The organism is Pseudolactococcus chungangensis CAU 28 = DSM 22330 (genome assembly GCF_002441885.1).
Lineage (GTDB): Bacteria > Bacillota > Bacilli > Lactobacillales > Streptococcaceae > Pseudolactococcus > Pseudolactococcus chungangensis.
The window spans coordinates 1-21,216 of sequence record NZ_JXJT01000024.1 but is presented as its reverse complement, the minus strand read 5'-3'; the positions used below and the strand labels follow the sequence as shown (position 1 = coordinate 21,216).

18 protein-coding genes are annotated in these 21,216 nt (G+C 36.7%); 17 read left to right on the top strand and 1 reads right to left on the bottom strand.

Annotation, left to right across the window (positions count from 1 at the left end; genetic code table 11):
• Positions 1-117: 117 nt before the first annotated feature.
• The 11 genes from RR45_RS09255 (at position 118) to RR45_RS09205 (ending at position 13,588) form a co-directional block, all read left to right on the top strand.
• Positions 118-669: a cobalamin-dependent protein gene (locus RR45_RS09255; protein WP_031366864.1), complete on the top strand. Its 552-nt coding sequence runs from the start codon at positions 118-120 to the stop codon at positions 667-669.
• The gene (locus RR45_RS09250) at positions 594-1,796 is read left to right on the top strand and encodes a radical SAM protein (protein ID WP_084463498.1); all 1,203 of its coding nucleotides are present in this window, start codon (positions 594-596) and stop codon (positions 1,794-1,796) included. Before RR45_RS09255 ends, RR45_RS09250 begins: the two co-directional genes overlap by 76 nt.
• Positions 1,796-3,022, top strand: a complete 1,227-nt coding sequence (locus tag RR45_RS09245; RefSeq protein WP_031366866.1) for an MFS transporter — start codon at positions 1,796-1,798, stop codon at positions 3,020-3,022. The genes RR45_RS09250 and RR45_RS09245 overlap by 1 nt, the downstream gene beginning before the upstream one ends.
• A complete protein-coding gene (locus RR45_RS09240; RefSeq protein ID WP_031366867.1) occupies positions 3,009-4,214 on the top strand; it encodes a periplasmic substrate-binding domain-containing protein in 1,206 nt (401 codons plus the stop codon). The genes RR45_RS09245 and RR45_RS09240 overlap by 14 nt, the downstream gene beginning before the upstream one ends.
• Positions 4,211-5,170, top strand: a complete 960-nt coding sequence (locus RR45_RS09235) for a ThiF family adenylyltransferase (protein ID WP_031366868.1) — start codon at positions 4,211-4,213, stop codon at positions 5,168-5,170. The genes RR45_RS09240 and RR45_RS09235 overlap by 4 nt, the downstream gene beginning before the upstream one ends.
• Positions 5,163-6,500, top strand: coding sequence for a GNAT family N-acetyltransferase (locus RR45_RS09230; RefSeq protein ID WP_031366869.1), 1,338 nt, complete (start codon positions 5,163-5,165; stop codon positions 6,498-6,500). Before RR45_RS09235 ends, RR45_RS09230 begins: the two co-directional genes overlap by 8 nt.
• Positions 6,501-6,625: 125 nt before the next feature.
• Positions 6,626-8,836, top strand: a complete 2,211-nt coding sequence (locus RR45_RS09225; RefSeq protein ID WP_031366870.1) for a RelA/SpoT family protein — start codon at positions 6,626-6,628, stop codon at positions 8,834-8,836.
• Between the two features lie 289 nt (positions 8,837-9,125).
• Positions 9,126-9,581, top strand: coding sequence for a D-aminoacyl-tRNA deacylase (dtd, locus tag RR45_RS09220; RefSeq protein ID WP_031366871.1), 456 nt, complete (start codon positions 9,126-9,128; stop codon positions 9,579-9,581).
• 200 nt (positions 9,582-9,781) lie between these two features.
• Positions 9,782-10,966 carry an ABC transporter substrate-binding protein gene (locus RR45_RS09215; RefSeq protein WP_031366872.1) on the top strand — a complete coding sequence of 395 codons (1,185 nt, stop codon included), beginning with the start codon at positions 9,782-9,784 and terminating at the stop codon, positions 10,964-10,966.
• Positions 10,967-11,033: 67 nt separating this feature from the next.
• Positions 11,034-12,206, top strand: coding sequence for an ABC transporter substrate-binding protein (locus tag RR45_RS09210; RefSeq protein ID WP_031366873.1), 1,173 nt, complete (start codon positions 11,034-11,036; stop codon positions 12,204-12,206).
• 200 nt (positions 12,207-12,406) lie between these two features.
• Positions 12,407-13,588 (top strand): ABC transporter substrate-binding protein, encoded by a 1,182-nt coding sequence (locus RR45_RS09205; RefSeq protein ID WP_031366874.1) that lies wholly within the window; start codon positions 12,407-12,409, stop codon positions 13,586-13,588.
• A 239-nt stretch (positions 13,589-13,827) separates the two neighbouring features.
• Here RR45_RS09205 and RR45_RS09200 read toward each other — a convergent pair whose 3' ends face one another.
• The gene (locus tag RR45_RS09200) at positions 13,828-15,375 is read right to left on the bottom strand and encodes a phage tail tip lysozyme (protein WP_072353670.1); all 1,548 of its coding nucleotides are present in this window, start codon (positions 15,373-15,375) and stop codon (positions 13,828-13,830) included.
• A gap of 270 nt (positions 15,376-15,645) precedes the next feature.
• Here RR45_RS09200 and RR45_RS09195 point away from each other — a divergent pair, with 270 nt between their 5' ends.
• The 6 genes from RR45_RS09195 to RR45_RS09170 all read left to right on the top strand — a co-directional run bounded on the left by RR45_RS09195 (position 15,646) and on the right by RR45_RS09170 (position 21,201).
• Positions 15,646-16,527: a branched-chain amino acid ABC transporter permease gene (locus RR45_RS09195; RefSeq protein ID WP_031366875.1), complete on the top strand. Its 882-nt coding sequence runs from the start codon at positions 15,646-15,648 to the stop codon at positions 16,525-16,527.
• 4 nt (positions 16,528-16,531) lie between these two features.
• On the top strand, positions 16,532-17,491 hold the full coding sequence (locus RR45_RS09190; protein WP_031366876.1) for a branched-chain amino acid ABC transporter permease: 960 nt from the start codon (positions 16,532-16,534) through the stop codon (positions 17,489-17,491).
• Positions 17,491-18,255: an ABC transporter ATP-binding protein gene (locus RR45_RS09185; protein ID WP_031366877.1), complete on the top strand. Its 765-nt coding sequence runs from the start codon at positions 17,491-17,493 to the stop codon at positions 18,253-18,255. Before RR45_RS09190 ends, RR45_RS09185 begins: the two co-directional genes overlap by 1 nt.
• The gene (locus RR45_RS09180; protein ID WP_031366878.1) at positions 18,255-18,965 is read left to right on the top strand and encodes an ABC transporter ATP-binding protein; all 711 of its coding nucleotides are present in this window, start codon (positions 18,255-18,257) and stop codon (positions 18,963-18,965) included. The genes RR45_RS09185 and RR45_RS09180 overlap by 1 nt, the downstream gene beginning before the upstream one ends.
• A gap of 431 nt (positions 18,966-19,396) precedes the next feature.
• Positions 19,397-20,056, top strand: a complete 660-nt coding sequence (locus RR45_RS09175; protein WP_031366879.1) for a CBS domain-containing protein — start codon at positions 19,397-19,399, stop codon at positions 20,054-20,056.
• A 401-nt stretch (positions 20,057-20,457) separates the two neighbouring features.
• Complete coding sequence (locus RR45_RS09170) at positions 20,458-21,201, top strand: lysophospholipid acyltransferase family protein (protein ID WP_031366880.1); 744 nt, start codon at positions 20,458-20,460, stop codon at positions 21,199-21,201.
• Positions 21,202-21,216: the final 15 nt, after the last annotated feature.

Here is a 21,216-nt window from a genome sequence, read left to right as displayed (position 1 = left end):
AAGTATGAAGAAGAGCTTCTTGATGACGTAGACTTGGTACAGATGTCATCACGTCGTTGTTAAAATCACGAAACACCACTGTATAAGTAAGCAGTGGTGTTTTTAAGGAGACAGAAAGTGAATAAAGATATTGTATTTATTAATCCTTTGGCACACGTAAGATATGAATTTAATCCCTTGGGGTTACAATTATTGGCGAAGTCGTGTAAAGATAATGGTTTTAATGCAAACATAATTGATTTAGCAAACGATTTTATTAAGGAAAATAAAATATTTGATAATTCAACAAAAAAGTGGATTGAAGATAAAATAAAAGATATTGATTCAGATATAATTGGTATAACGGTAATGAATGCCTCATTACCGTGGGTTGAATATATTATAAAAGTTATCAAAAATGAAGATAAAAATAAAAAAATTATATTAGGTGGGCCTCAAGTTACCGCTCTTCAAAGTGAGTTATTTAAATTGTTCGGGAATCAAGTGGATTATTTAGTTGTATATGTATATGAAGGAGAGCAAGTAATTGTCAGGTTAATAGAATTTATAAAATCTAAAAAAGTGTTTCTGATCTACCGAATAATGTCTATACAATTGATGACGATTTACAAATTAAGTACTCATCAATTGGTTATGAGAAAGTTGATTTCGGCATTGTTGAAGATATAGATTTTAGTGATTATAAGACTTCTGCGTTAATTAATATAGAGGTTGGAAGAGGCTGTCCTTTAGATTGCTATTTTTGCTCATCAAAGATAATAAATGCGGGGAGAGTAGAATATAGAGAGGCAAATGTTTTTGTTGAAGAAGCACAAAAAGCTTTTTTAAATAGCGAAAATTCTAAAGTTGTCATCTCATTTAACCACGATAACTTTTTATCAAACAAGAGAAAGTTTAAAGAATTTGCTAGTTATAAATTAGAAAATAATTATTTTTTTCCTTATGTTTGTGAAGGAAGGATAGATGCTTTAGATTTTGAAATGATTGATTTGCTGTATGAAACAAATTGTCGCTCAATTTTCTTTGGTATCGAGAGTGGTTCCGAAAAAATACAAAAATTATCTAGGAAAAACTTAAGAATAGGTACTGATATTTTTGAAAAAGTAAAGTATATGCGTCAAAAAGGAATAGTAGTTGAATTAAATTTTTTAGTAGGTTTTTTAGAAGAGACAACAAGTGATTTAATGCAAACGATAGAATTAGCTGGTAAATTATCTAGTATTGACTATTTTTCTGCACCTAATCATTCTTTATTGAGTCCAGAGCCGGGTGCATATATCACCTCTGTAACTAGTCAAGTTGATTATATACTTAGGAAAGACAGTGTTTTTTACAAAGATTTAATAAATTCAAGTATGCCAATTCAAAGTTACAATTCAAAGTTTTTTAATCATTTGTACATGATTAAAAATAAAAATTATGATATAGAAGTAATGGGAGTAACCGCTTCAAAATATTTTGAGTTTCTAAAATTTTTTCACTTCACAACAAAAATGATTACTGAAATCTGGAATAAGACGTATACGGAAATTTTTGAAGGGATATTGGAAAATGAAGTTGGTGGCTATATCTCTGTTGTAATAAAAAATATGAAAGATAGCTTGACTGTTCTACAAGAAGAAATTATAACTTATGAGTTGCAACGCTATTGGTCAATCACAGGGAGAACTGATGAACAACCGTTCATGTATGAATATCCAATTCAAATGATATATTTTGAATTATTGGAAACAGAGCAATTGTTTTATGACTTGCAGAAATATCTACCTAAAAAAACCAAAGTAAGGATGGCATAATGTCTAAGAAATTTAAAATTTTTATACTTTATAAAATATTTTCATCACTCATATTTACAAGAGGCATTTTCTTATTATTTTTGTTACAAGAAAAAAATATGACTTTTTTAGAAGTTTCAACATATCAAGCCATATTTTTTATTTCAACAACTTTATTCGAAATGCCAACTGGCGTGATTGGTGATAAATTTGGTAAGGTTAATAGCTTGTTAATTGGCAGCGTATTACTGACATTACAACCTATTTTAGTGCTGTTAATGCCATCTGGAAATGTGTTACTACTTTTTGGATGCGCTGCTTTGCAAGCGTTGGCATACACTTTTATTTCTGGTAGTGATGGTGCGCTATTATTTGAAATTTTAGAAAGTGAAGATAACAAGGAGCGCTATTTATCAATTAACGCTAGGTTATTATCATTATCTTCCATCATTTTAGGAGGCGCTATCTTGATTGGTGGCATTATTTCTAACTATTCGTGGCATGGCGTTTATTTACTAACTATTTTTACGAATTTGATGAGTTGTTTGGCATTGCTTTTTTTACGAGATAAAAGCGTTCAAAAAGAAACTAGCTTTTCTGATGATATCGTAGCCGTTAAAAAATTTCATTTTAAAAATATTATCAATAGCTTTCAAGTTAGCCATCTATATTTCTTTTTTGCTTTTCTTGTCGGTTTTTGTATTTTAGATGGCCTATTTGCAACATACTTTAATTTAAATCAGATAATACTTGAGGACTTTAAGATAGAGAATGCATGGATTGGGACTTTCTTTTCCGCATTATACTTTATTTCGGCTTTATCTTATCAGTTGGGGGCAGCATTACATCATTATTTTACGACTAAAAAGATTATGGTTATGACACTTATAGGTATGGCAGGCCTGTTTTTGGTATTGCCTTTAACAACAAATAAGTTGGTTGTTCTGATTATTTCTATATCGATTTGTTTTTTCCCTGAGATGCTCTATATTCTTGTAGATAATATTATTCAAGAAAATATGACTTCTGATTATCGTGCGACGATTTTATCAATTATATCCTTAATCACTTCTTTATCTAGTAGTTTTTTCTATGTATTTTTGGGATTTTTCCACCAAAATTATGGTAGTAAGTTGATGATTGATTTAATTGGTATATTCGTCTTATTGTCAGTTGTTTGTTTTTGTGTGATGAATAGTCAAATAAGAGTAGCAATAAAAGAGGAAACAAAAGATGAAAAAATGTAAGATACTTTTAGATGAATTGCCATTGACGGATGATAAATTTACAGCCAATGATTACTCGGCTAAGATAATTATGTCAGAAATTGGCGAAAATATTTTTTTAAAAGAATTATGCGGTAAAAAGATAGCGGAAATAGATATTGTAGAGAGTGTATTAAAAGTCAGGATAAATTTTCCAGAGAAAATTATGTTACTCAAAAACTTAGAAAATGATATCAAATCATATTTATCTAAAGCAAGGGGAATTGAAAAAATTATTCCATTAGGTATGGAAAAAATGGAGCTTCTGTATTCAGATACAGAAGTTCCAGAGTTGGTGATAAATTTCAAAGAAAAAAAGCAAGCTATAATATTTGGTAAAGTTTTGAAATCATTTAGATTTAATATAAATGATAGTGATAGTTTGAGGGTAGTTAAATGGACGAATAGAAAAGTTGTTTTAGCTTCATCAACTCAAATGAAAATTTTCAAAAAAACCAAAAGTCAAATTAAAACTATTATTTTATTTGTGACGAAACAGATTAATCTTACACCAAATACGATATTTAAACAAAAAACATTAAAGTTCTTAAGGAGCTACAAATTTCATAAAAGAAATAAGAGTGGAATAGAGATATTTTTAGTATGTACAAACCAAAATAGTGACTATTTTGATGATGTTTTCAAGAGAAAAGCAATTTTTAAATGTTTAAACAGAGATGAGATATTAAATAGCTTAGACTTTGTTTTGAGTAATAATTTCTTGGTAAATGAAATATTTTTTACAGAGGAAAACAAAGTAGCAATTAAAAAAAGAATATCAATTTCTTATGATGATTATTATCCCAATAAAGTAATTACTCAAATAATTGCTAGACAAATTGAAAAAAATTTAGGTATACAGGTTGATTTAGTAAAGACTAACTTTAAAAAAGTAACAGAAGAAGCTGATTTTAGGTTGTTATTGCTATTCGATAATTTTTCTGAAATCGGTCTGCTTTACTATCTATTAGGCTTAATTTCACCTCTAAAAAATAATTTAGAACATTTTAAAGAGTATCACAATTTAGTAGATAAATACTTCACTCAAAGTATCAATAAAACTAGGTTTGAGGAAAATATGTGTGATATTAACTCTAAAGAAGCGTTATTTTTCCCTATCGGCAGTTTGGATTCGAATTATTTAATAAATAAAACGGAGAGTATATATAAATGATAGATGATATAAAGTATGAGATAAATGATGCTTTTCTAATTGAAAAAATATTAAATAAAATAGTATTTATTCGAGAAAAAAAGAAAATCAGTATAGAATGTAGTTCTGATTTAGAACAAGCCATAATCAGGTATATTAAAGATGGCTATCAGCCAAAACTAGAAGGTATCAACGATTTTTCTGAATTTTTGATTTCTCAAAAAATACTGATACCAAGTTTTTCCAAAAAGTATGAAGAAAAATTATTTCAAGAATCAACTTTTAATTATATGGCTCAAATATCAGATAATCCGAGTAAAGTATTGAGGGACATGGCGGAACTAACGATAGCAATTTTAGGTGTTGGAGGTGTTGGGCAAGTTATACTAGAACAATTTGCTGCTATTGGATTTGAGAAATTTATATTAATAGACTACGATATTGTTAATTCTAAAAACCTTAATCGTCAATTTTTAATTAATAAAAAGGATGATGGAAAAAAGAAGTCAAGTAGTGTGAAAAAGAATTTAGAAAAGCGTTTCCTTCTTGATATCATAATCTATGACTGCAAAATAAAAGAAGAAACGGATTTGAAACATATTTTATCAAAAAACAATGTAGACTTCATGGTGTGTGCAGCAGATCAACCTATGGATGTTATTCAAGATATTGTTAAGGAATCTTGTAGTGCTTATAATATCCCATGTGGATTTTGTTCAGTAGGGTTTGAGTATGCTACAATCGGTCCTATTTTATATCCTAATGCTAAAAAAATGTCTAAAACAAAAAAAGTGGTATCTGAAAACTTATTACTTAGAAATATATTGAGTGCATCAATTTCTTTCACTAATTCAATTGCTGCAACGATATTTGCTAAAGAAATTTTTGAGTTTTTGATTTTTGGAAAAACTGTTTTAGAAAATCAAGTAATGTTATATGATTTTAATAAATACAAAGGAGATATGATCAATGAGTAGAGTAGATGAAGTTATTGAAATATTTGGTCTAACAGAAGAGAAAATAAAAAGAAGAAAACACTATCCTCAATTATCTGATGACATTGTTTTTGATGATAAGCTAACTTATATAACAGGTTTCAGTGGCGTTGGAAAAACTTCACTGATTAAAAACTTAATTCTAAAAGACGATTCTTGGTATGTTCCTAGAAAACCTACTGAATCAAATTTACCTATTATAGAATTAGTCGGGGATTCCGTATCTGAGGCAATAAGTATTTTAACTAAAGTAGGATTATCGGAAGCTTTTATATTTATTACACCATATGAACAATTATCTGAGGGGCAGAAGGCAAGATTTATATTAGCAGATGCTATAAATCGAAATAAAAACAAGATAATTATTGATGAATTTCTAAGCAATGTTGATAGACTTACAGCGAAAAATGTAGCAAGAACATTTCAAAAACAGTGTAGAAATGCTAAAATTTCTGTAATTTTAGTCTCGGCTCATGAAGATATTATAGTTGAGTTATTACCTGATATGGTATTGGAATTGGACTTTTTAGGTAAATTCAAAAAAATTGATAGAGATGAAATTGAATATACTAAACAAGAATTTCAAATTATGAATGGAACGCATGAAGAGTATAGTGAATTAAAAGACTATCATTATTTTGGTGAACTTAGTATGAAGGAATCTAAAGAAAGTTATAATACTGAGTACTTTGTAATAAAGGACAGGGAACGAGTAATTGGCACTATAATTTATAGAGAACCATACCCTAAAGCTTTAAACTTTTTAGCAGCGATTAATGATATTAATAAAGAAATTGGTTGGGTTGGAAGAACGATTATTCATCCGTCTTATCGTGGATTGGGATTATCTTTACAGTTGTTAAATACATCAATGTATAAGAAAAAGTATAGAGAATCGAGGTCTATTTTGGGGTATTATATGCCTAGACATTTATCTGCTGGATATATGGAAACAAATTTAGTAGAGAATAAAGACATTGAAATCAGGAAACAGTTTATTGAACTCATTGAGGCGAAGTCTAAACTAAAAGTAGAGCAATTACGCGATGATAGAACTAGAGATTTGTTTTTGGAATCCTTATCTGATGAAGAACAAAATCGTATAGCTTTTGTTGGTTCAAAATGGTTTAGAACAAAATTTTTAGAAGAAATAAAGTATTATTTTGAAATTAGAAACAAAAAAATGTCTTGTGAGATGTTTGAAGAAATTGTAGAATTTGTCGAAAAATCATATTCTAATGTTCCTATAGATGTGTCAATTTTAACGGCTATACCATATAAACTCAGAGGATTTGTCTATATCAATAGATAGAATTACAATTTTAGGCACAAGCCTTTTTCTTATGCCTAAAAAGTGTTAAAATAGGAATAATTATCATCATTTGAGGAAAGGATTGAGTTTCGACTGAGTATTTAAGTTGGCTCAAAATGAAAAATATGGCAAGTGAACCAAATCTCACCGGTGCAGAAGTTGTCGCCTTAGCAGAGCGCTATATGGGCGAGCGCGATGTTATTCTGGTTAAAAAAGCGTTAGTTTTCGCGACAAATGCGCATAAAGAGCAATATCGTCAGTCTGGTGAACCGTATATTATTCACCCAATTCAAGTGGCTGGCATTTTAGCCCAATTGAAACTTGATGCTGTAACTGTTGCTTGTGGTTTTTTGCATGATGTCGTTGAAGATACAGAAGTCACATTGGATGATTTAGAATCAGAGTTTGGTCCTGAAGTTCGGGTGATTACGGATGGTGTGACCAAGCTCGGTAAAGTGGAATATCGCTCGCATGAGGAGCAACTGGCAGAGAATCACCGCAAGATGCTCATGGCTATGTCTAAGGATATGCGCGTGATTTTGGTTAAATTGGCCGACCGCTTACATAATATGCGGACGCTTAAACATCTGCGCTCTGACAAACAAAAACGCATTTCCAGAGAAACGATGGCAATTTATGCACCATTAGCTCATAGACTCGGGATTTCTCGAATTAAGTGGGAATTGGAAGATCTATCTTTTCGATACCTTGATGAAATTGAATTTTACCGCATCAGAGGTTTAATGAAAGAAAAACGTGCGGACCGGGAGCGTTTAGTCGAAGAAGTTACGTCAAAACTTAAAGACTACACTGAAAAAGTAGGCGTTGTCGGTGAAATTTACGGTCGACCTAAACATATTTATAGCATATACCGTAAAATGCACGATAAGAAGAAACGCTTTGACGAGCTTTACGACCTGATTGCTGTTCGTTGCATCCTAGATACCACAAGTGATGTCTACACGACGCTAGGCTATATCCATGATCTCTGGAAACCCATGCCTGGACGATTTAAAGATTACATCGCAAACCCCAAGGCAAATGGCTACCAATCTGTTCATACAACAGTTTATGGTCCTAGAGGGCCCATGGAGTTTCAAATTCGGACAAGGGAAATGCATGAGATCGCTGAGTATGGTGTGGCCGCCCACTGGGCTTATAAAGCGGGGCGTAAGGATAAAGTCTCTGTTAATGAAATCACGCAAAATCTGAACTGGATTCATGAGCTTGTCGAATTGCAAGATGAGTCAAATGACGCCCAAGATTTTGTCAAAGCTGTTCAAGAAGATATTCTGTCTGAAAAAATCTACGTTTTCACCCCAGCCGGTGCCGTCCAAGAACTGCCAGCTGGGTCAGGACCAATCGATTTTGCCTATGCCATTCATACGCAAGTCGGTGATAAAGCAGTGGGTGCTAAAGTCAATGGTCGGATGACACCCCTCACGCACGTCCTAAAAACGGGTGATGTAGTCGAAATTGTGACCAATAAAACATCATTTGGCCCCAGCCGTGACTGGATTAAGCTCGTTAAAACCAACAAAGCACGTAATAAAATTAAGCAATTCTTCAAGAACCAAGATAAAGAATTGTCGATTAATAAAGGTCGTGATATGTTGCAGGAGTATCTGCAAGAACATGGCTTTGTGGCTAACCAATATCTGGATAAAAAACACCTTGAGCCACTATGTGACCGCCTCAATTTCAGAGACCCAGAGTCACTCTATGCCTCTATCGGATTCGGTGAAACAGGCGTAGTAACCGTTTTTAATAAATTGACCGAAAATGAACGTCGTGAAATCGAACGCGAAAAAGCCCGTAAAGAGGCGGAAGAGCTGATGAGCGGTGAGGTTAAGACTAAGGGCGATGTCATGAAAATTCGCCATGATGGCGGGGTCAATGTTGCTGGAATCGATAGCTTGCTGATTCGCATGAGCAAGTGCTGTAATCCAGTCCCTGGCGATGATATCGTGGGTTATATCACAAAAGGGCGTGGCGTTTCCATTCACCGTAGTGATTGTCAAAATGTGAAGAGCCAAGAAGATTACGAGAACCGCTTGATTGCAGTTGAGTGGGAAGAACAGACTGGTAATAAAGATTACGTGGCAAATATTGATATCTTTGGCTTTAATCGGACGGGTATCGCCAATGATGTGATGCAAGTCTTGTCTAATACCACTAAAAAGTTGATTTCAATCAATGCACAGCCAACTAAAGATTTGAAAATGGCGAATATCCATGTCCAACTTGGTATAAAAAATTTGTCAGAGCTGACAACCGTTGTTGATAAAATAAAAATGGTACCAGATGTATATAGTGTTAAACGTACAAATGGTTAAGATCGGGAAAATTTTAGAAAGTCAAGAAAAGTTAGCGTATCGTTAGCATTTACTCAGAAAATAAGATATAATTAATAATGTAGTAATGAGCTCATTACGAATGGTGAGGATTCTTTCCCCCTTTGAACCTCACCGAATTCCCTTTTTTACCATAAAACACCTTGATGGACGCATTGAGGTGTTTTGTTTTTCTGATAAGTATTGAGCATCTTGGTCATTTTTGGCTTAACTATTCAATTAGTCGTATTAGTATATCCGATTTGGCCTTAAAAATGATAGAATAGAAGGTATGAAAATTGTGATCCAGCGTGTTAAACGCGCAAGCTGCAGTATCAATCAAAACATCGTTTCAGAAATTCAACAAGGGTTGTTACTTCTGGTTGGGATAGAGGATGTGGATACAGAACAAGATGTCGTCTATGCGGTCAGAAAAATTGCCAATATGCGAATTTTCTCGGATGAGCAAGGCAAGATGAACCTGTCTGTTAAAGATATTCCGGATGGCAGTATTTTGTCAATCTCACAGTTTACTTTATTTGCAGAAACTAAAAAAGGCAATCGTCCAAGTTTTATCAAAGCTGGAAAACCTGAATACGCTAAAGCATTATATGAAAAATTTAATCAAGCTATGGCTGCTGAGATTCAAACAGCAGAAGGTATTTTTGGCGCAGATATGCAGATTTCCCTTGAAAATGACGGACCCGTCACACTTATATTAGAGACTAAAGATGGGTTTGGTAGATAAGATAAGTTATATTTTACTTTACTTTTTTCAAGGGTACAAATGACTTTGATTAGCAGAATATTGCTTTTTTTGTGATTTAAAAATGAATATAGAAAAATTGTTGACAATTATCAGATAGTTTTGTATACTTATGACGTGCTGAATTTTCAGAATATTATGATGGTTTATGAATCAGGAACATATAACAAGGAGAAAACAATATGAAACTTAAATCTTTAGGTATAATCGCAGCAGCTGGTTTAGCTGCTTTAACACTTACAGCTTGTGGTGCAGCACCTGGTACAGGCTCAGCAGCATCAAAAGGCACAGAAATTGGCAAGACCTTTAAACTAGGTTATGACCTTGAATTATCTGGTGCCGTAGCAGCTTACGGTAATGCTGGTAAAAATGGTGCAAATCTAGCAGTTGATGAAATTAACAAATCCGGTGGTATTAATGGTAAACAAATCACAGTTGTTTCGAAAGATAATAAGTCGGATAATGCCGAAGCTGCAACTGTTGTGTCTAACCTCATTAATAATGATAAAGTCAATGCCGTCATCGGCTCGATGACATCAGGCGCCGTTAAATCAATGACACCTAATATTACTAAAGGTGCAGTACCATTGGTGACACCTGCAGGAACTGACGATACATTGACAGTCACCAATGGTAAGGTCAATGAGTATATCTTCCGTTCAACTTTCCAAGATAGCTACCAAGGTAAAGTGCTTGCTAACTATACAACGAATGAGCTCAAGGCCAAAAAAGTGGTACTTTACTATGATAACTCATCTGACTATGCCAAAGGTATTGCTAAATCATTTGAGAAAACCTATGAGGGTAAAATCGTTGATAAAGTCTCTTTCCAATCTGGGGATAAAGATTTTCAAGCAACGCTATCTAAGATTAAAGGCGAAGATTTTGATGCGATTGTCATGCCAGGCTATTATAATGAAACTGGTTTGATTACTAAACAAGCGCGTGAACTTGGTATTGAGCAACCAATTCTTGGTGGTGATGGATTTGCTGATCCAACCTTCATTACACTAGCGGGTGATGCGGCAGCCACTAATGTCTATTATGTATCAGGTTATTCAGCTAAAGCGTTAGCTACTGATACAACGACGAAATTTATCGCAGCCTACCAAGCTAAATATAAATCTGAGCCTTCAATGTTTGACGCACTTTCTTACGATGCGGTTTACATGGTGAAACAAGCAGCTGAAGATACAAAAGCTAAAACATCAGTGGCTGTTAAAGATGGCCTTGCAAAACTCAAAAACTTTAAGGGTGCGACTGGTGAAATTACAGTCGATAAAGACCACAACCCAGTCAAAGAAGCAGTTGTCATCAAACTTGAAAATGGTAAGGAAACATCCGCAACACTTGTTAAACCAAACTAATCACTAAATGTGCTAAAGTCACAAAGTCTTACGGCTTTGTGATTTGTGCTATACAATGGGAGAAAAAATGAAAAAAATTGCAATATTAGGACTTGCTGCTGCATCACTCTTGGCACTAGCTGCTTGTGGGAGTGCTCCTGGTGCCTCAAAAAATGGTTTAGAAAAAGGAAATGCCATTGAAAAAACTTTTAAAATTGGTTTAAATATGGAATTGTCAGGCGCTTATGCAGCGCCAGGGAATGCTGAAAAAAATGCCATTCAATTAGCAGCAGATGAAATCAATGCCAATGGTGGTATTAATGGCAAAAAAGTGCAATTGGTAGTGAAAGATAATAAGACTGATAATGGTGAGGTTACAACCGTCGCCTCTAACCTGACCAATAATGACAAAGTTGCTGCAATCATCGGTCCGATGTCATCTGGAGGGACACTAGCTGCGACACCAAATGTGACCAAAGCACAAGTACCTTTGATTACACCGACGGGCACCAACGATAGTTTAACGGTTAAAAATGATAAGGTACAGCCCTATATCTTTCGGACGATTTTCCCAGATGCTTTCCAAGGTAAAGTTATCGCAAACTATACTGAAAAAACATTAAAAGCAGAGAAAGTTCTCGTTTATTATGATAATTCGTCAGATTATGCGCGTGGTATTTTAGGGACTTTTAAAGATAACTATAAAGGTGACATTGTTGATACTTTGAGCTTTCAAGGTGGTGACAAGGATTTCCAAGCTGCTTTAACGAAGGTTAAAAATAAGTCCTTTGATGCAATTGTATTGATTGGCTACTATGCTGAAGGTGGTTTAATTACAAAACAAGCTCGTGAAATGGGCTTGAATCAACCGATTGTTGGTGGAGACGGTATCTCTGACCCAACCTATACAGCGTTAGCAGGTAGTGCTGCAACTAATGTGTATTATGTTGCTGGATTTTCTACAAAAGCACCCTTTAATGATAAGACAACAGCATTTATCAAGGCCTACAAAGCGGCTTACAATGAGGAACCTTCAGCATTTGCGGCTTGTGCCTACGATGCGGTTTATATGATTAAGCAAGCGGCAGAAGAGGGGAAAGTTAAGAATTCTGCGGAATTAGCTGAGGCGCTGGCCAAAGTTAAGGGATTAGTTGGTGTGACGGGTACGATTGATATTGATAAAAATCATAATCCTGTTAAGTCAGCTGTCATGGTTAAATTAGAGGATGGCAAAGAAGCGTCAGCTGAGATTGTCAAGTAATATCGATTAAAATCTTATCTTTCATGAGAGATAAGGGGATTAATTCTTCTAAAACACGAACGTTTAAAGCTAAATTTAAACGTTTTTTTGATAATAACAGAAAATTACTTGACAACTTTCTGAAAATTGATAAAATGATATATAAATTAACGCTGAATGTTTTAAGCTAGGTCAACCCTTTAGATTATTAGGAGAAGAACATGAAAAAATTGTCAAAAGTTTTCGTCGGTTTAACAGCTGTGGTAGCAGGTTTCACTCTGGCGTCTTGTAGTGCAGTACCGGGTGCATCAACCAATACGACAGGTACCCAAATTGGGAAAACTTTTAAATTGGGGTATGATATTGAAATGACAGGTGCCGTTGCAGCTTTTGGGAAAGCTGGCGAGCGTGGTGCAGATATGGCTGTCTCTGAAATCAATGCGGCTGGTGGTATTAACGGCAAAAAAGTTGAAGTCATTAAGAAAGATAACAAGTCTGATAATGCTGAGTCTGCGACTGTGGCTGCCAACCTGATGTCAAATGACCAGGTTAATGCTGTCATTGGTACCAATGTCTCATCACAAACTAAGGCGATGATTCCAAACGCCAACAAATTTGCAGTGCCTATTGTTGCGCCAACTTCAACTAATGATGAGTTGACGCATCAAGGTAACAAAGTCGAAAAATACGTTTTCCGTGCTATTTTTCCGGATTCATTCCAAGGTAAAGTTATTTCCAACTTTGTTACGGATTCATTGAAATCAGATAGTGTTGCAGTATACTATGATAACTCGTCAGACTATGCAAAAGGTCTCTATCAAAACTTCAAAGATAATTATAAGGGTCAGATAGTAGATGTTGCGACTTATCAAGCCGGCGACAAAGATTTTCAAGCCCAGTTATCTAAATTATCGAAAGAAAAATTTGGTACCCTACTTGTCCTAGGTTACTATCAAGAGGCAGGAATTTTGGTTAAACAGGCACGTGAGTTGGGTATTAATGTGCCAGTCATTGGTGGGGATGTCCTCGCAGATCCAACCTTCTCGAAACTCGCAGGACCTGATGCAGCTAACAATATTTACTTTGTCTCAGGTTTCTCAAGCTTGAAACCTGCTAATGACAAAACAGAAGCTTTCATTAAACATTATAAGGCTAAGTATGGCGAAGAACCGTCTGCTTACGCTGCTTGCGCCTATGATGCCGTGATGATGGTAAAGGCAGCAGCAACTGCTGAAAACGCTAAAACATCATCAGACATTGCAGATGGCCTTGCTAAACTTAAAAACTTCGAGGGTGTAACAGGCAATATTACGGTCGATAAAAATCATGACCCAGTTAAATCAGCCTATCTGGTGAAACTTGAAAAAGGAAAAGAAATCTCAGCTGAGATTGTCAATCCTTAAAAAATGAGTCGTCAAATATATATAAAAAGTGCCAATCTGATTTTTAAGACTGGCACTTTTTCGACCGCTAATCTGACAGTCTATTTGTAGGTCTTTGGCTAGTGTCTAAGCGTTTAAACGTTAAGTCAATCAGTAATTGAGATCCAAAAAATGAGGTGTAGGATTGTATCTGAAAGTTTTATAAATCATGCTTTTGAGTTAATAAAAAAAGCCCATCTTGGTTAAAATAGGCTTTCTGATTAATAATCCATGTGAATATATGATGCAGCGCTTTTAGGAATTGTACGTGTACTTGTTTTGCCAAGACCAGCCGCACCGTTCATTTCTTTAACAGTAACATGATCGCCAGACACACCAATGACAACTGCAACGTGACCATAATTAGCATCAGCACCTGCACTACCAGGAGCAAAGACCGCAATCGTCAAGTTGGCAACCGGCTGATCATCAACTTGGAGCCCTTCACGGCTAGCATTTGCCGCCCAATCTTTCGCATTGCCCCACCAATCGCCCATACGAGCTTTGAAAACATCTTTGACATACCAAGTACAGTTTCCGGCAGCGTAAGTATTGCCAGTGCTGTAAGGTCCTTGCTTGACATCAATCGGTACTGCAACATTACCGTCAAAATCAACATAATCTTTGAGCAAATCATACCATTTTTGAGCATTTGTTTCTATCGTATCTATTTGTGTTTGAGGATCTGTTAGTGCCACACCCTCATAATAGAGTGACCAGTCTAGACTTGCCTGAACCGGGTCAGTGGCGTTACCAACAATATCTTTGACGTTAGTAAATGCTCCGTTTAATTCAGTAGAAACTAAGTTCATTTGAACATCAAGTGACAGTGTTCTTGATTCAGCATTGGACCAACGGTTACCATTAATCATATTGGACCAACCAGACCATTGGAAAACCCCAGCAACGCCACCGGAATCATTGACAGCTTCCGGATTGAACCCTGATTCACGTTCAGCAACAGCTAAGGCACCAGATGCGCCTTCAAGTGTAAAGCCTTCTTGTGCCATTAAATGGTTAGCAATATCAATGGCATTTTGCGCACGTTCTACAGATAGATTAGTTTCGCTTGCTAATGTCTCTGCTGAAATGCTTAAAACACCACCGTTGATTGTTTTTGCAGGTTTAATAATTAATTCCTGACCTGCAAAAATGTAATCAGTACTTGAAAGTTTTGAGTGTTTAACAATATCCTCAATTGAGACATCTTGTGCTTGAGCAATATCCCACAACGTATCGCCAGGTTTAACAGTATAAGTGACGGCTGGTATGACAATAGGTTCAGGGCGTTTAGCGGCAACAGCAGGTTTAATCACCAGTTCTTGACCGATATAGATGAACTCGGTATTGGTTAACTTAGAATATTTGATAATGTCCTCAACAGTGACACCATGTGTTTGGGCGATTTGTGATAAAGTATCGCCAGGTTGAACGGTATAAGTTACCGCAGGCTGAGTTTTAGCTGGTGCAGATGGTGTCTTAACAACAGTTGGTGCCGATGTAACTTGCACAGGTTGGCGAGTTTCGATGGTTTGACCAGTTGAAATTTGAGCAGGATCTGAAATCCCATTAAGCGCAGTTAGCGCCTCAACACTAGTATTAAATTTTTGAGCGATAGTCCAAAGGTTATCGCCAGATTTGATGGTATATGTATCTGCTGAGACTGCATTTGAAAACGCGAAAACGCCCGCAACTGTACTGGCACTAAGTGCTAACTTTACTGCAGTTTTATTATATTGATCGATGATTGGTTGGTCGTGCTTACCCATATTTATATTTATGTCCCTTCTTTTATTTATATGTACTAATTTGCTATGTATCTAACATTATAACATATATTGTCTAAAATATGAAGCGATATATAAAAGTTTGATTAAGAATCAATTAAACCAAAGAAATCAACTTGAATTTTCTGAAAATTATGGTAAAATGAGTAAGATAATTGTCTAGTACAACGATATATGATGAAATAATCATTGTGTAGCAACGTTGGAAATGTGACATAAATTAAATATAAAATATAAAAATGGAGAAAAGCAATGCAAATTATTGTAAATGGCTTGATTCTCGGGAGTGTCTATGCGTTGATTGCGCTTGGTTACACCATGGTTTACGGGATTATCAAGCTGATTAACTTTGCGCACGGAGATGTCTATATGATGGGCGCTTTTATGGGCTACTATTTCATTAACAGCTTACATTTGAACTTTTTCATCGCTTTAATTTTATCGATGATTGGTTGTGCCCTTTTGGGAATGGCAATTGAATTTCTGGCGTATCGTCCTTTGCGCAAATCGACCAAAGTAGCGGCTCTGATTACGGCGATAGGTGTATCATTTTTACTTGAAAATGTCATGATTTATTTTGTTGGGTCTGCCTCTCGTCAATTTCCAAATGCCATTAAAGTCACTAAATACGCCTTTGCGGGTATTACCATCACTAACGTTCAGTTGATGATTTTGGTGACGGCTGTGATTTTGATGGTGCTCTTACAGCTTGTCGTCAAGAAAACGAAGATGGGGAAAGCTATGCGTGCGGTCTCTGTTGAGGCTGATGCGGCTCGTCTCATGGGAATAAATGTCGATCGGACAATCAGCTTTACCTTTGCCCTAGGCTCAGCACTTGCGGGTGCGGCAGGTGTCTTAATTGGTCTTTACTATGGCTCTATCGACCCACTCATGGGTATGGCGCCAGGTCTTAAAGCCTTTGTTGCTGCTGTTCTCGGGGGGATTGGCATTATTCCTGGGGCTGCACTTGGTGGGATTGTAATTGGTCTACTCGAAACAGTGGCGCAATCCTTACCTGGTAAACTTTCGTGGGTTGCAGGTTACAAGGATGCTGTTGTTTACGCTGTCTTAATTATCATTCTTTTAATTCGTCCTGCCGGCATTCTCGGCAAAAACGTGAAAGAGAAGGTGTAAGCTGATGAAAAAAAATCTAAAAACAAACCTCATCTGGCTAGCGATTATCGCCGGTGTTTATGCGGTTCTTCTCGCTCTAATTAGCTCAGGCATCATCAATGCTTTCGTTGCACAAATTATTACTCAAATCGGTATCAATCTGATGGTTGCCGTTGGGCTCAACCTCGTCATCGGTTTCACAGGACAATTCTCATTTGGATCGGCCGGGTTTATGGCGATTGGCGCCTATGCATCGGCTATCGTCACAGCTCATATGGCATCAACGTGGGGCTCAATCTTCTTGTCAATGCTGATTGGTGCAATTATTGCCGGTGTTGTTGCGGTCGTCGTTGGCTACCCAACTCTTCGTTTAAAAGGTGACTATCTGGCTATTGCGACACTGGGGGTCTCTGAAATCATTCGGATTCTGATTATGAATGGTGGTGATTTAACCAATGGTGCGGCAGGTCTGTCTGGTATTGTCCTCTTTACCGACTGGGGAATGACTTTCATCTTTGCTGTCGTGATCATCATTTTGATTCTGAACTTTATCAATTCGCCTTCAGGTCGTGCGACGCTTTCAGTGCGTGAAGATGAAATCGCCTCTGAATCCATGGGTGTCAATGTCACACGTGTCAAAGTGATTGCTTTCACCATTGGTGCTATGGTGACAGCCATTGCAGGGAGTTTGTACGCAGGCTTTATTGGAACGGTTACACCGAAAGACTTTACTTGGATGAAGTCAGTTGATGCCTTGATTATCGTTGTACTTGGTGGTTTAGGATCTATCACAGGGACGATTATCGCAGCCATTATTTTAGGCTTGCTTAATATGTTCCTTCAAGATTTCGGCGCTATCCGAATGATTATTTACTCACTTGTCTTGATCTTAGTGATGATTTTCCGTCCAGGTGGTTTGCTTGGCACATGGGAATTTAAAATCTCACGGTTCTTCAATAAAAAAGAAAAAAAGGAGGCTAAATAATGGCACTTCTTGAAGTTAAAAATCTAACTAAAAATTTCGGTGGTTTGACGGCTGTCGGTGATGTTAATATCGAACTTGGCGCTTCAGAGCTTGTAGGCTTGATTGGCCCAAATGGCGCAGGTAAAACGACACTTTTTAATCTTCTGACAGGCGTATATGAGCCATCAGAAGGGACTGTGAGTTTAGATGGTGAAATTCTAAATGGCATGCCGACTTATAAAATCGCTGCTGCTGGCTTATCACGGACTTTCCAAAATATCCGCTTGTTTAAAGATTTGAGCGTTTTGGATAATGTGTTGATTGCCATGGGCACACGTAAAAAATCTAAGCTCATTGCCTCATTCTTGCGTTTACCTGACTATTATAAGCAAGAAGCAGAAATGAAGAAAGAAGCCTTAGAATTATTGGCAATCTTTGACTTGGACGTAAAGCATGACAGTCTGGCGAAAAATTTACCTTACGGTGAACAACGTCGGTTGGAAATTGTTCGGGCGCTTGCGACGCAACCTAAAATTTTATTTTTAGATGAGCCTGCAGCCGGCATGAATCCGCAAGAAACAGCGGAATTGACAGCCTTGATCAAACAAATTCAGCAACAGTTTAATATTACAATTCTTTTAATTGAGCATGATATGAGCTTGGTTATGAATGTGACAGAGCGTATTTATGTATTAGAATACGGTCGTCTCATTGCACACGGTACGCCGGAAGAAATCAAGAACAACAAACGCGTTATCGAGGCATACTTAGGAGGAGAGGCATAATGGCTATGTTAGAAGTTAAAAACCTTGACGTCCATTATGGTGTCATCCAAGGTGTTCGAGATGTCTCTTTTGAGGTTAATCAAGGCGAAGTTGTTTCTTTAATCGGTGCCAATGGTGCTGGGAAAACCTCTATTCTTCGAACAATTTCAGGACTTGTTAGACCTTCGAATGGGACAATTACCTTTGAAGGACAAGAGATTCAAAAAACACCCGCCCAAAAAATCGTGGCAAGTGGTTTATCTCAAGTCCCAGAAGGGCGTCATGTTTTCCCGGGTCTCTCTGTCCTAGAAAACTTGGAAATGGGTGCATTCTTGCGTAAAAATCGTGAAGAAAATGCACAAAATCTTAAACATGTCTTCCAACGTTTCCCGCGTCTGGAAGAACGTAAAACACAAGATGCGGCGACCCTTTCAGGTGGTGAGCAACAAATGCTTGCCATGGGGCGTGCTTTGATGAGCCAACCTAAGCTCTTGTTGTTGGATGAACCATCAATGGGTCTTGCTCCAATCTTCATTCAAGAAATTTTTGAGATTATCAAGGATATCCAAAAACAAGGGACAACAGTCTTATTGATTGAGCAAAATGCCAATATGGCACTTTCAATTGCGGATCGTGGCTATGTTTTGGAGACAGGTAAAGTCATCTTGTCTGGTACAGGTAAAGAATTACTTGCGTCAGATGAGGTTCGTAAGGCTTATCTGGGTGGTTAATGGTAGACAAAAGCCAAGGTTTTAAACTTTGGTCTTTTGTGTATTTCTAGTGAGGGATAAATAATATAAAAAACGGGTTCCCTCACCCTGAAAATCAAAAAGGGATAACAAGTTTAATCAAGTTACCTCAAAAACAGGACTCTAAGGTGTCTTGTTTACTGCAACGTTCTTTTTGGCTTCTTGGGCAAATATCAATGTTGGTGTTGTCTTTCAGCTAGTGCATCTCTTTAATTTTGAGCTGACTTTAACGGATGGCGATATTTCTTCCATTTAAATTAGGCTTTAGTAGCAGTGTCGGATATTGATCAATAAATAGACTGGTCAAAGCATAAGGTTCGAAGTTGTGAGGCACTTGATGAGAATAATCGTGGTAAAATAAAGCTAAAGATAGGTTATATCCAATTAAGCAAATAAGAAAAGGAGTAACAATTATGGCAGTAAAAGATTTTATGACAAAAAAAGTCATCTATGTCTCTCCAACGACTAAGGTAGCAAAAGCTGCTGACATTATGAAAGAACAAGGGATTCACCGTCTTCCCGTTATTGAAAATGATAAATTAGTGGGATTGGTGACAGCTGGCACGATTGAAAAGGCCAGTCCGTCTGTCGTAACCTCTCTTTCAGTCTACGAGATGAATTATTTGCTGAATAAAACGACAGTTGGCGAAGTGATGATTCGTGAAGTCTTGACGATTTCAAAATATGCCTCATTGGAGGATGCCGTCTATCGCATGCGTCAAAATAATATCGGTGTCTTGCCAGTTGTCGATCAGGATCAAATCAGTGGTGTGATCACAGACAAAGATGTCTTTGGTGCTTTCTTGAAAATTGCAGGTTATGGTGAAGCAGGTGTCCGTGTTCGTTTGCTCATGCCTGATGTAATGGGGTCATTGGCAAAAATAGCAGACCTTTTAGCTGAGAAGTCATTGGATGTCAGAAGTATCGTCCAAATTAATACTGAAAACAAAAAGACTGCCATTGAGATGCAATTAATGGGTGAGCTTAGCCCAGAGGAGATTGAGCGAGCACTTGTTGCAGCAGGCTTTGAAGTTGATGAAATTCACGAAACTGAAAATAAGCTAGTCAGATAAAGCACTGCGCAATTTTAAATAAATATGATAAAATAGACGAATAAGTCTATTTTTTATAGCCTAAAACCACTTCATATATTTGTTTAACTATATAAAACATACGCAACTTTAGAGCTATTTTTTGTTAATTAGCCAACGGCTAAGCGGTACTCCAGCGACTAAGATTTTTTTAAAAAATCAAGTCTACTGTATATAGCGTGGTACGTAATGCGCTGAAGTGCAAAGTGCCAATGCCAAAACCCACCGGTCCAACGTTGTAAATCACTTTTCCGTAAGCCGTTAAAGCGCCAAGATAGTTAAAAGTAATGCTTTCAATTAACCAATAGAGGCAACATTAGATGCCATCAGAAAGTATATGTTTGAGTTAGTTAAATGAGTATAAATACGTAAAAGGAAGAATTATGTTTTACATTTACCTTAGAAATTTCGTCGCGTTCCTCTTGTGGATGCTTAATGGTAATGCGCATTACCATAATAAAGATAAAATTTTAGATCCATCTGAAAATTATATCCTCGTCGCGCCTCACAGAACATGGTGGGATCCAGTTTATATGGCATTTGCGACAAAACCCAAAGAATTCATCTTCATGGCAAAAAAAGAGCTCTTTAAAAATGCCTTTTTCGGCTATTGGATTGAGAAGTGTGGTGCCTTCCCGATTGACCGGGATCATCCAGGCCCCAGTACAATCAAATACCCCACAAAAGTACTCAAAACCTCTAACCGTTCATTGATTATGTTTCCTTCCGGCTCTCGTCATTCAACAGACGTCAAAGGCGGTGTTGCCGTCATTGCCAAAATGGCGAAAGTGCGCATTTTACCGGCTGTTTACCAAGGACCAAGAACATTCAAGGCTCTGGCTAAGCGCGAGCAAGTAGATATGAATTTCGGGAATGCCATTGATATCTCGGATATTAAGAAAATGGATGAAGCGGGTATCGCTGAAGTTGCACGTCGTATTGAATCAGAGTTTGACCGTTTGGATGCTGAATTAGAAGCGACAAAAGGGACACATCGTCGCATGATTTTTGGCTACCTCCCACGCTTGATTTTGCTGATTCCAGCCATTATCATTACACTGCTAACTGTACTTTTTACTATGGTGGCAGCACCTATTCATAAGAAGTTGAAAAAATCGGCTCTATAATAAATCGTGTGGGAA

Coding starts and splice junctions, on each gene's coding strand:
- RR45_RS09170 (WP_031366880.1), top strand. CDS start 20,458: ATGTTTTACATTTACCTTAGAAATTTCGTCGCGTTCCTCTTGTGGATG.
- RR45_RS09235 (WP_031366868.1), top strand. CDS start 4,211: ATGATAGATGATATAAAGTATGAGATAAATGATGCTTTTCTAATTGAA.
- RR45_RS09195 (WP_031366875.1), top strand. CDS start 15,646: ATGCAAATTATTGTAAATGGCTTGATTCTCGGGAGTGTCTATGCGTTG.
- RR45_RS09245 (WP_031366866.1), top strand. CDS start 1,796: ATGTCTAAGAAATTTAAAATTTTTATACTTTATAAAATATTTTCATCA.
- RR45_RS09215 (WP_031366872.1), top strand. CDS start 9,782: ATGAAACTTAAATCTTTAGGTATAATCGCAGCAGCTGGTTTAGCTGCT.
- dtd (WP_031366871.1), top strand. CDS start 9,126: ATGAAAATTGTGATCCAGCGTGTTAAACGCGCAAGCTGCAGTATCAAT.
- RR45_RS09230 (WP_031366869.1), top strand. CDS start 5,163: ATGAGTAGAGTAGATGAAGTTATTGAAATATTTGGTCTAACAGAAGAG.
- RR45_RS09240 (WP_031366867.1), top strand. CDS start 3,009: ATGAAAAAATGTAAGATACTTTTAGATGAATTGCCATTGACGGATGAT.
- RR45_RS09200 (WP_072353670.1), bottom strand. CDS start 15,375: ATGGGTAAGCACGACCAACCAATCATCGATCAATATAATAAAACTGCA.
- RR45_RS09210 (WP_031366873.1), top strand. CDS start 11,034: ATGAAAAAAATTGCAATATTAGGACTTGCTGCTGCATCACTCTTGGCA.
- RR45_RS09190 (WP_031366876.1), top strand. CDS start 16,532: ATGAAAAAAAATCTAAAAACAAACCTCATCTGGCTAGCGATTATCGCC.
- RR45_RS09180 (WP_031366878.1), top strand. CDS start 18,255: ATGGCTATGTTAGAAGTTAAAAACCTTGACGTCCATTATGGTGTCATC.
- RR45_RS09175 (WP_031366879.1), top strand. CDS start 19,397: ATGGCAGTAAAAGATTTTATGACAAAAAAAGTCATCTATGTCTCTCCA.
- RR45_RS09185 (WP_031366877.1), top strand. CDS start 17,491: ATGGCACTTCTTGAAGTTAAAAATCTAACTAAAAATTTCGGTGGTTTG.
- RR45_RS09205 (WP_031366874.1), top strand. CDS start 12,407: ATGAAAAAATTGTCAAAAGTTTTCGTCGGTTTAACAGCTGTGGTAGCA.
- RR45_RS09225 (WP_031366870.1), top strand. CDS start 6,626: ATGGCAAGTGAACCAAATCTCACCGGTGCAGAAGTTGTCGCCTTAGCA.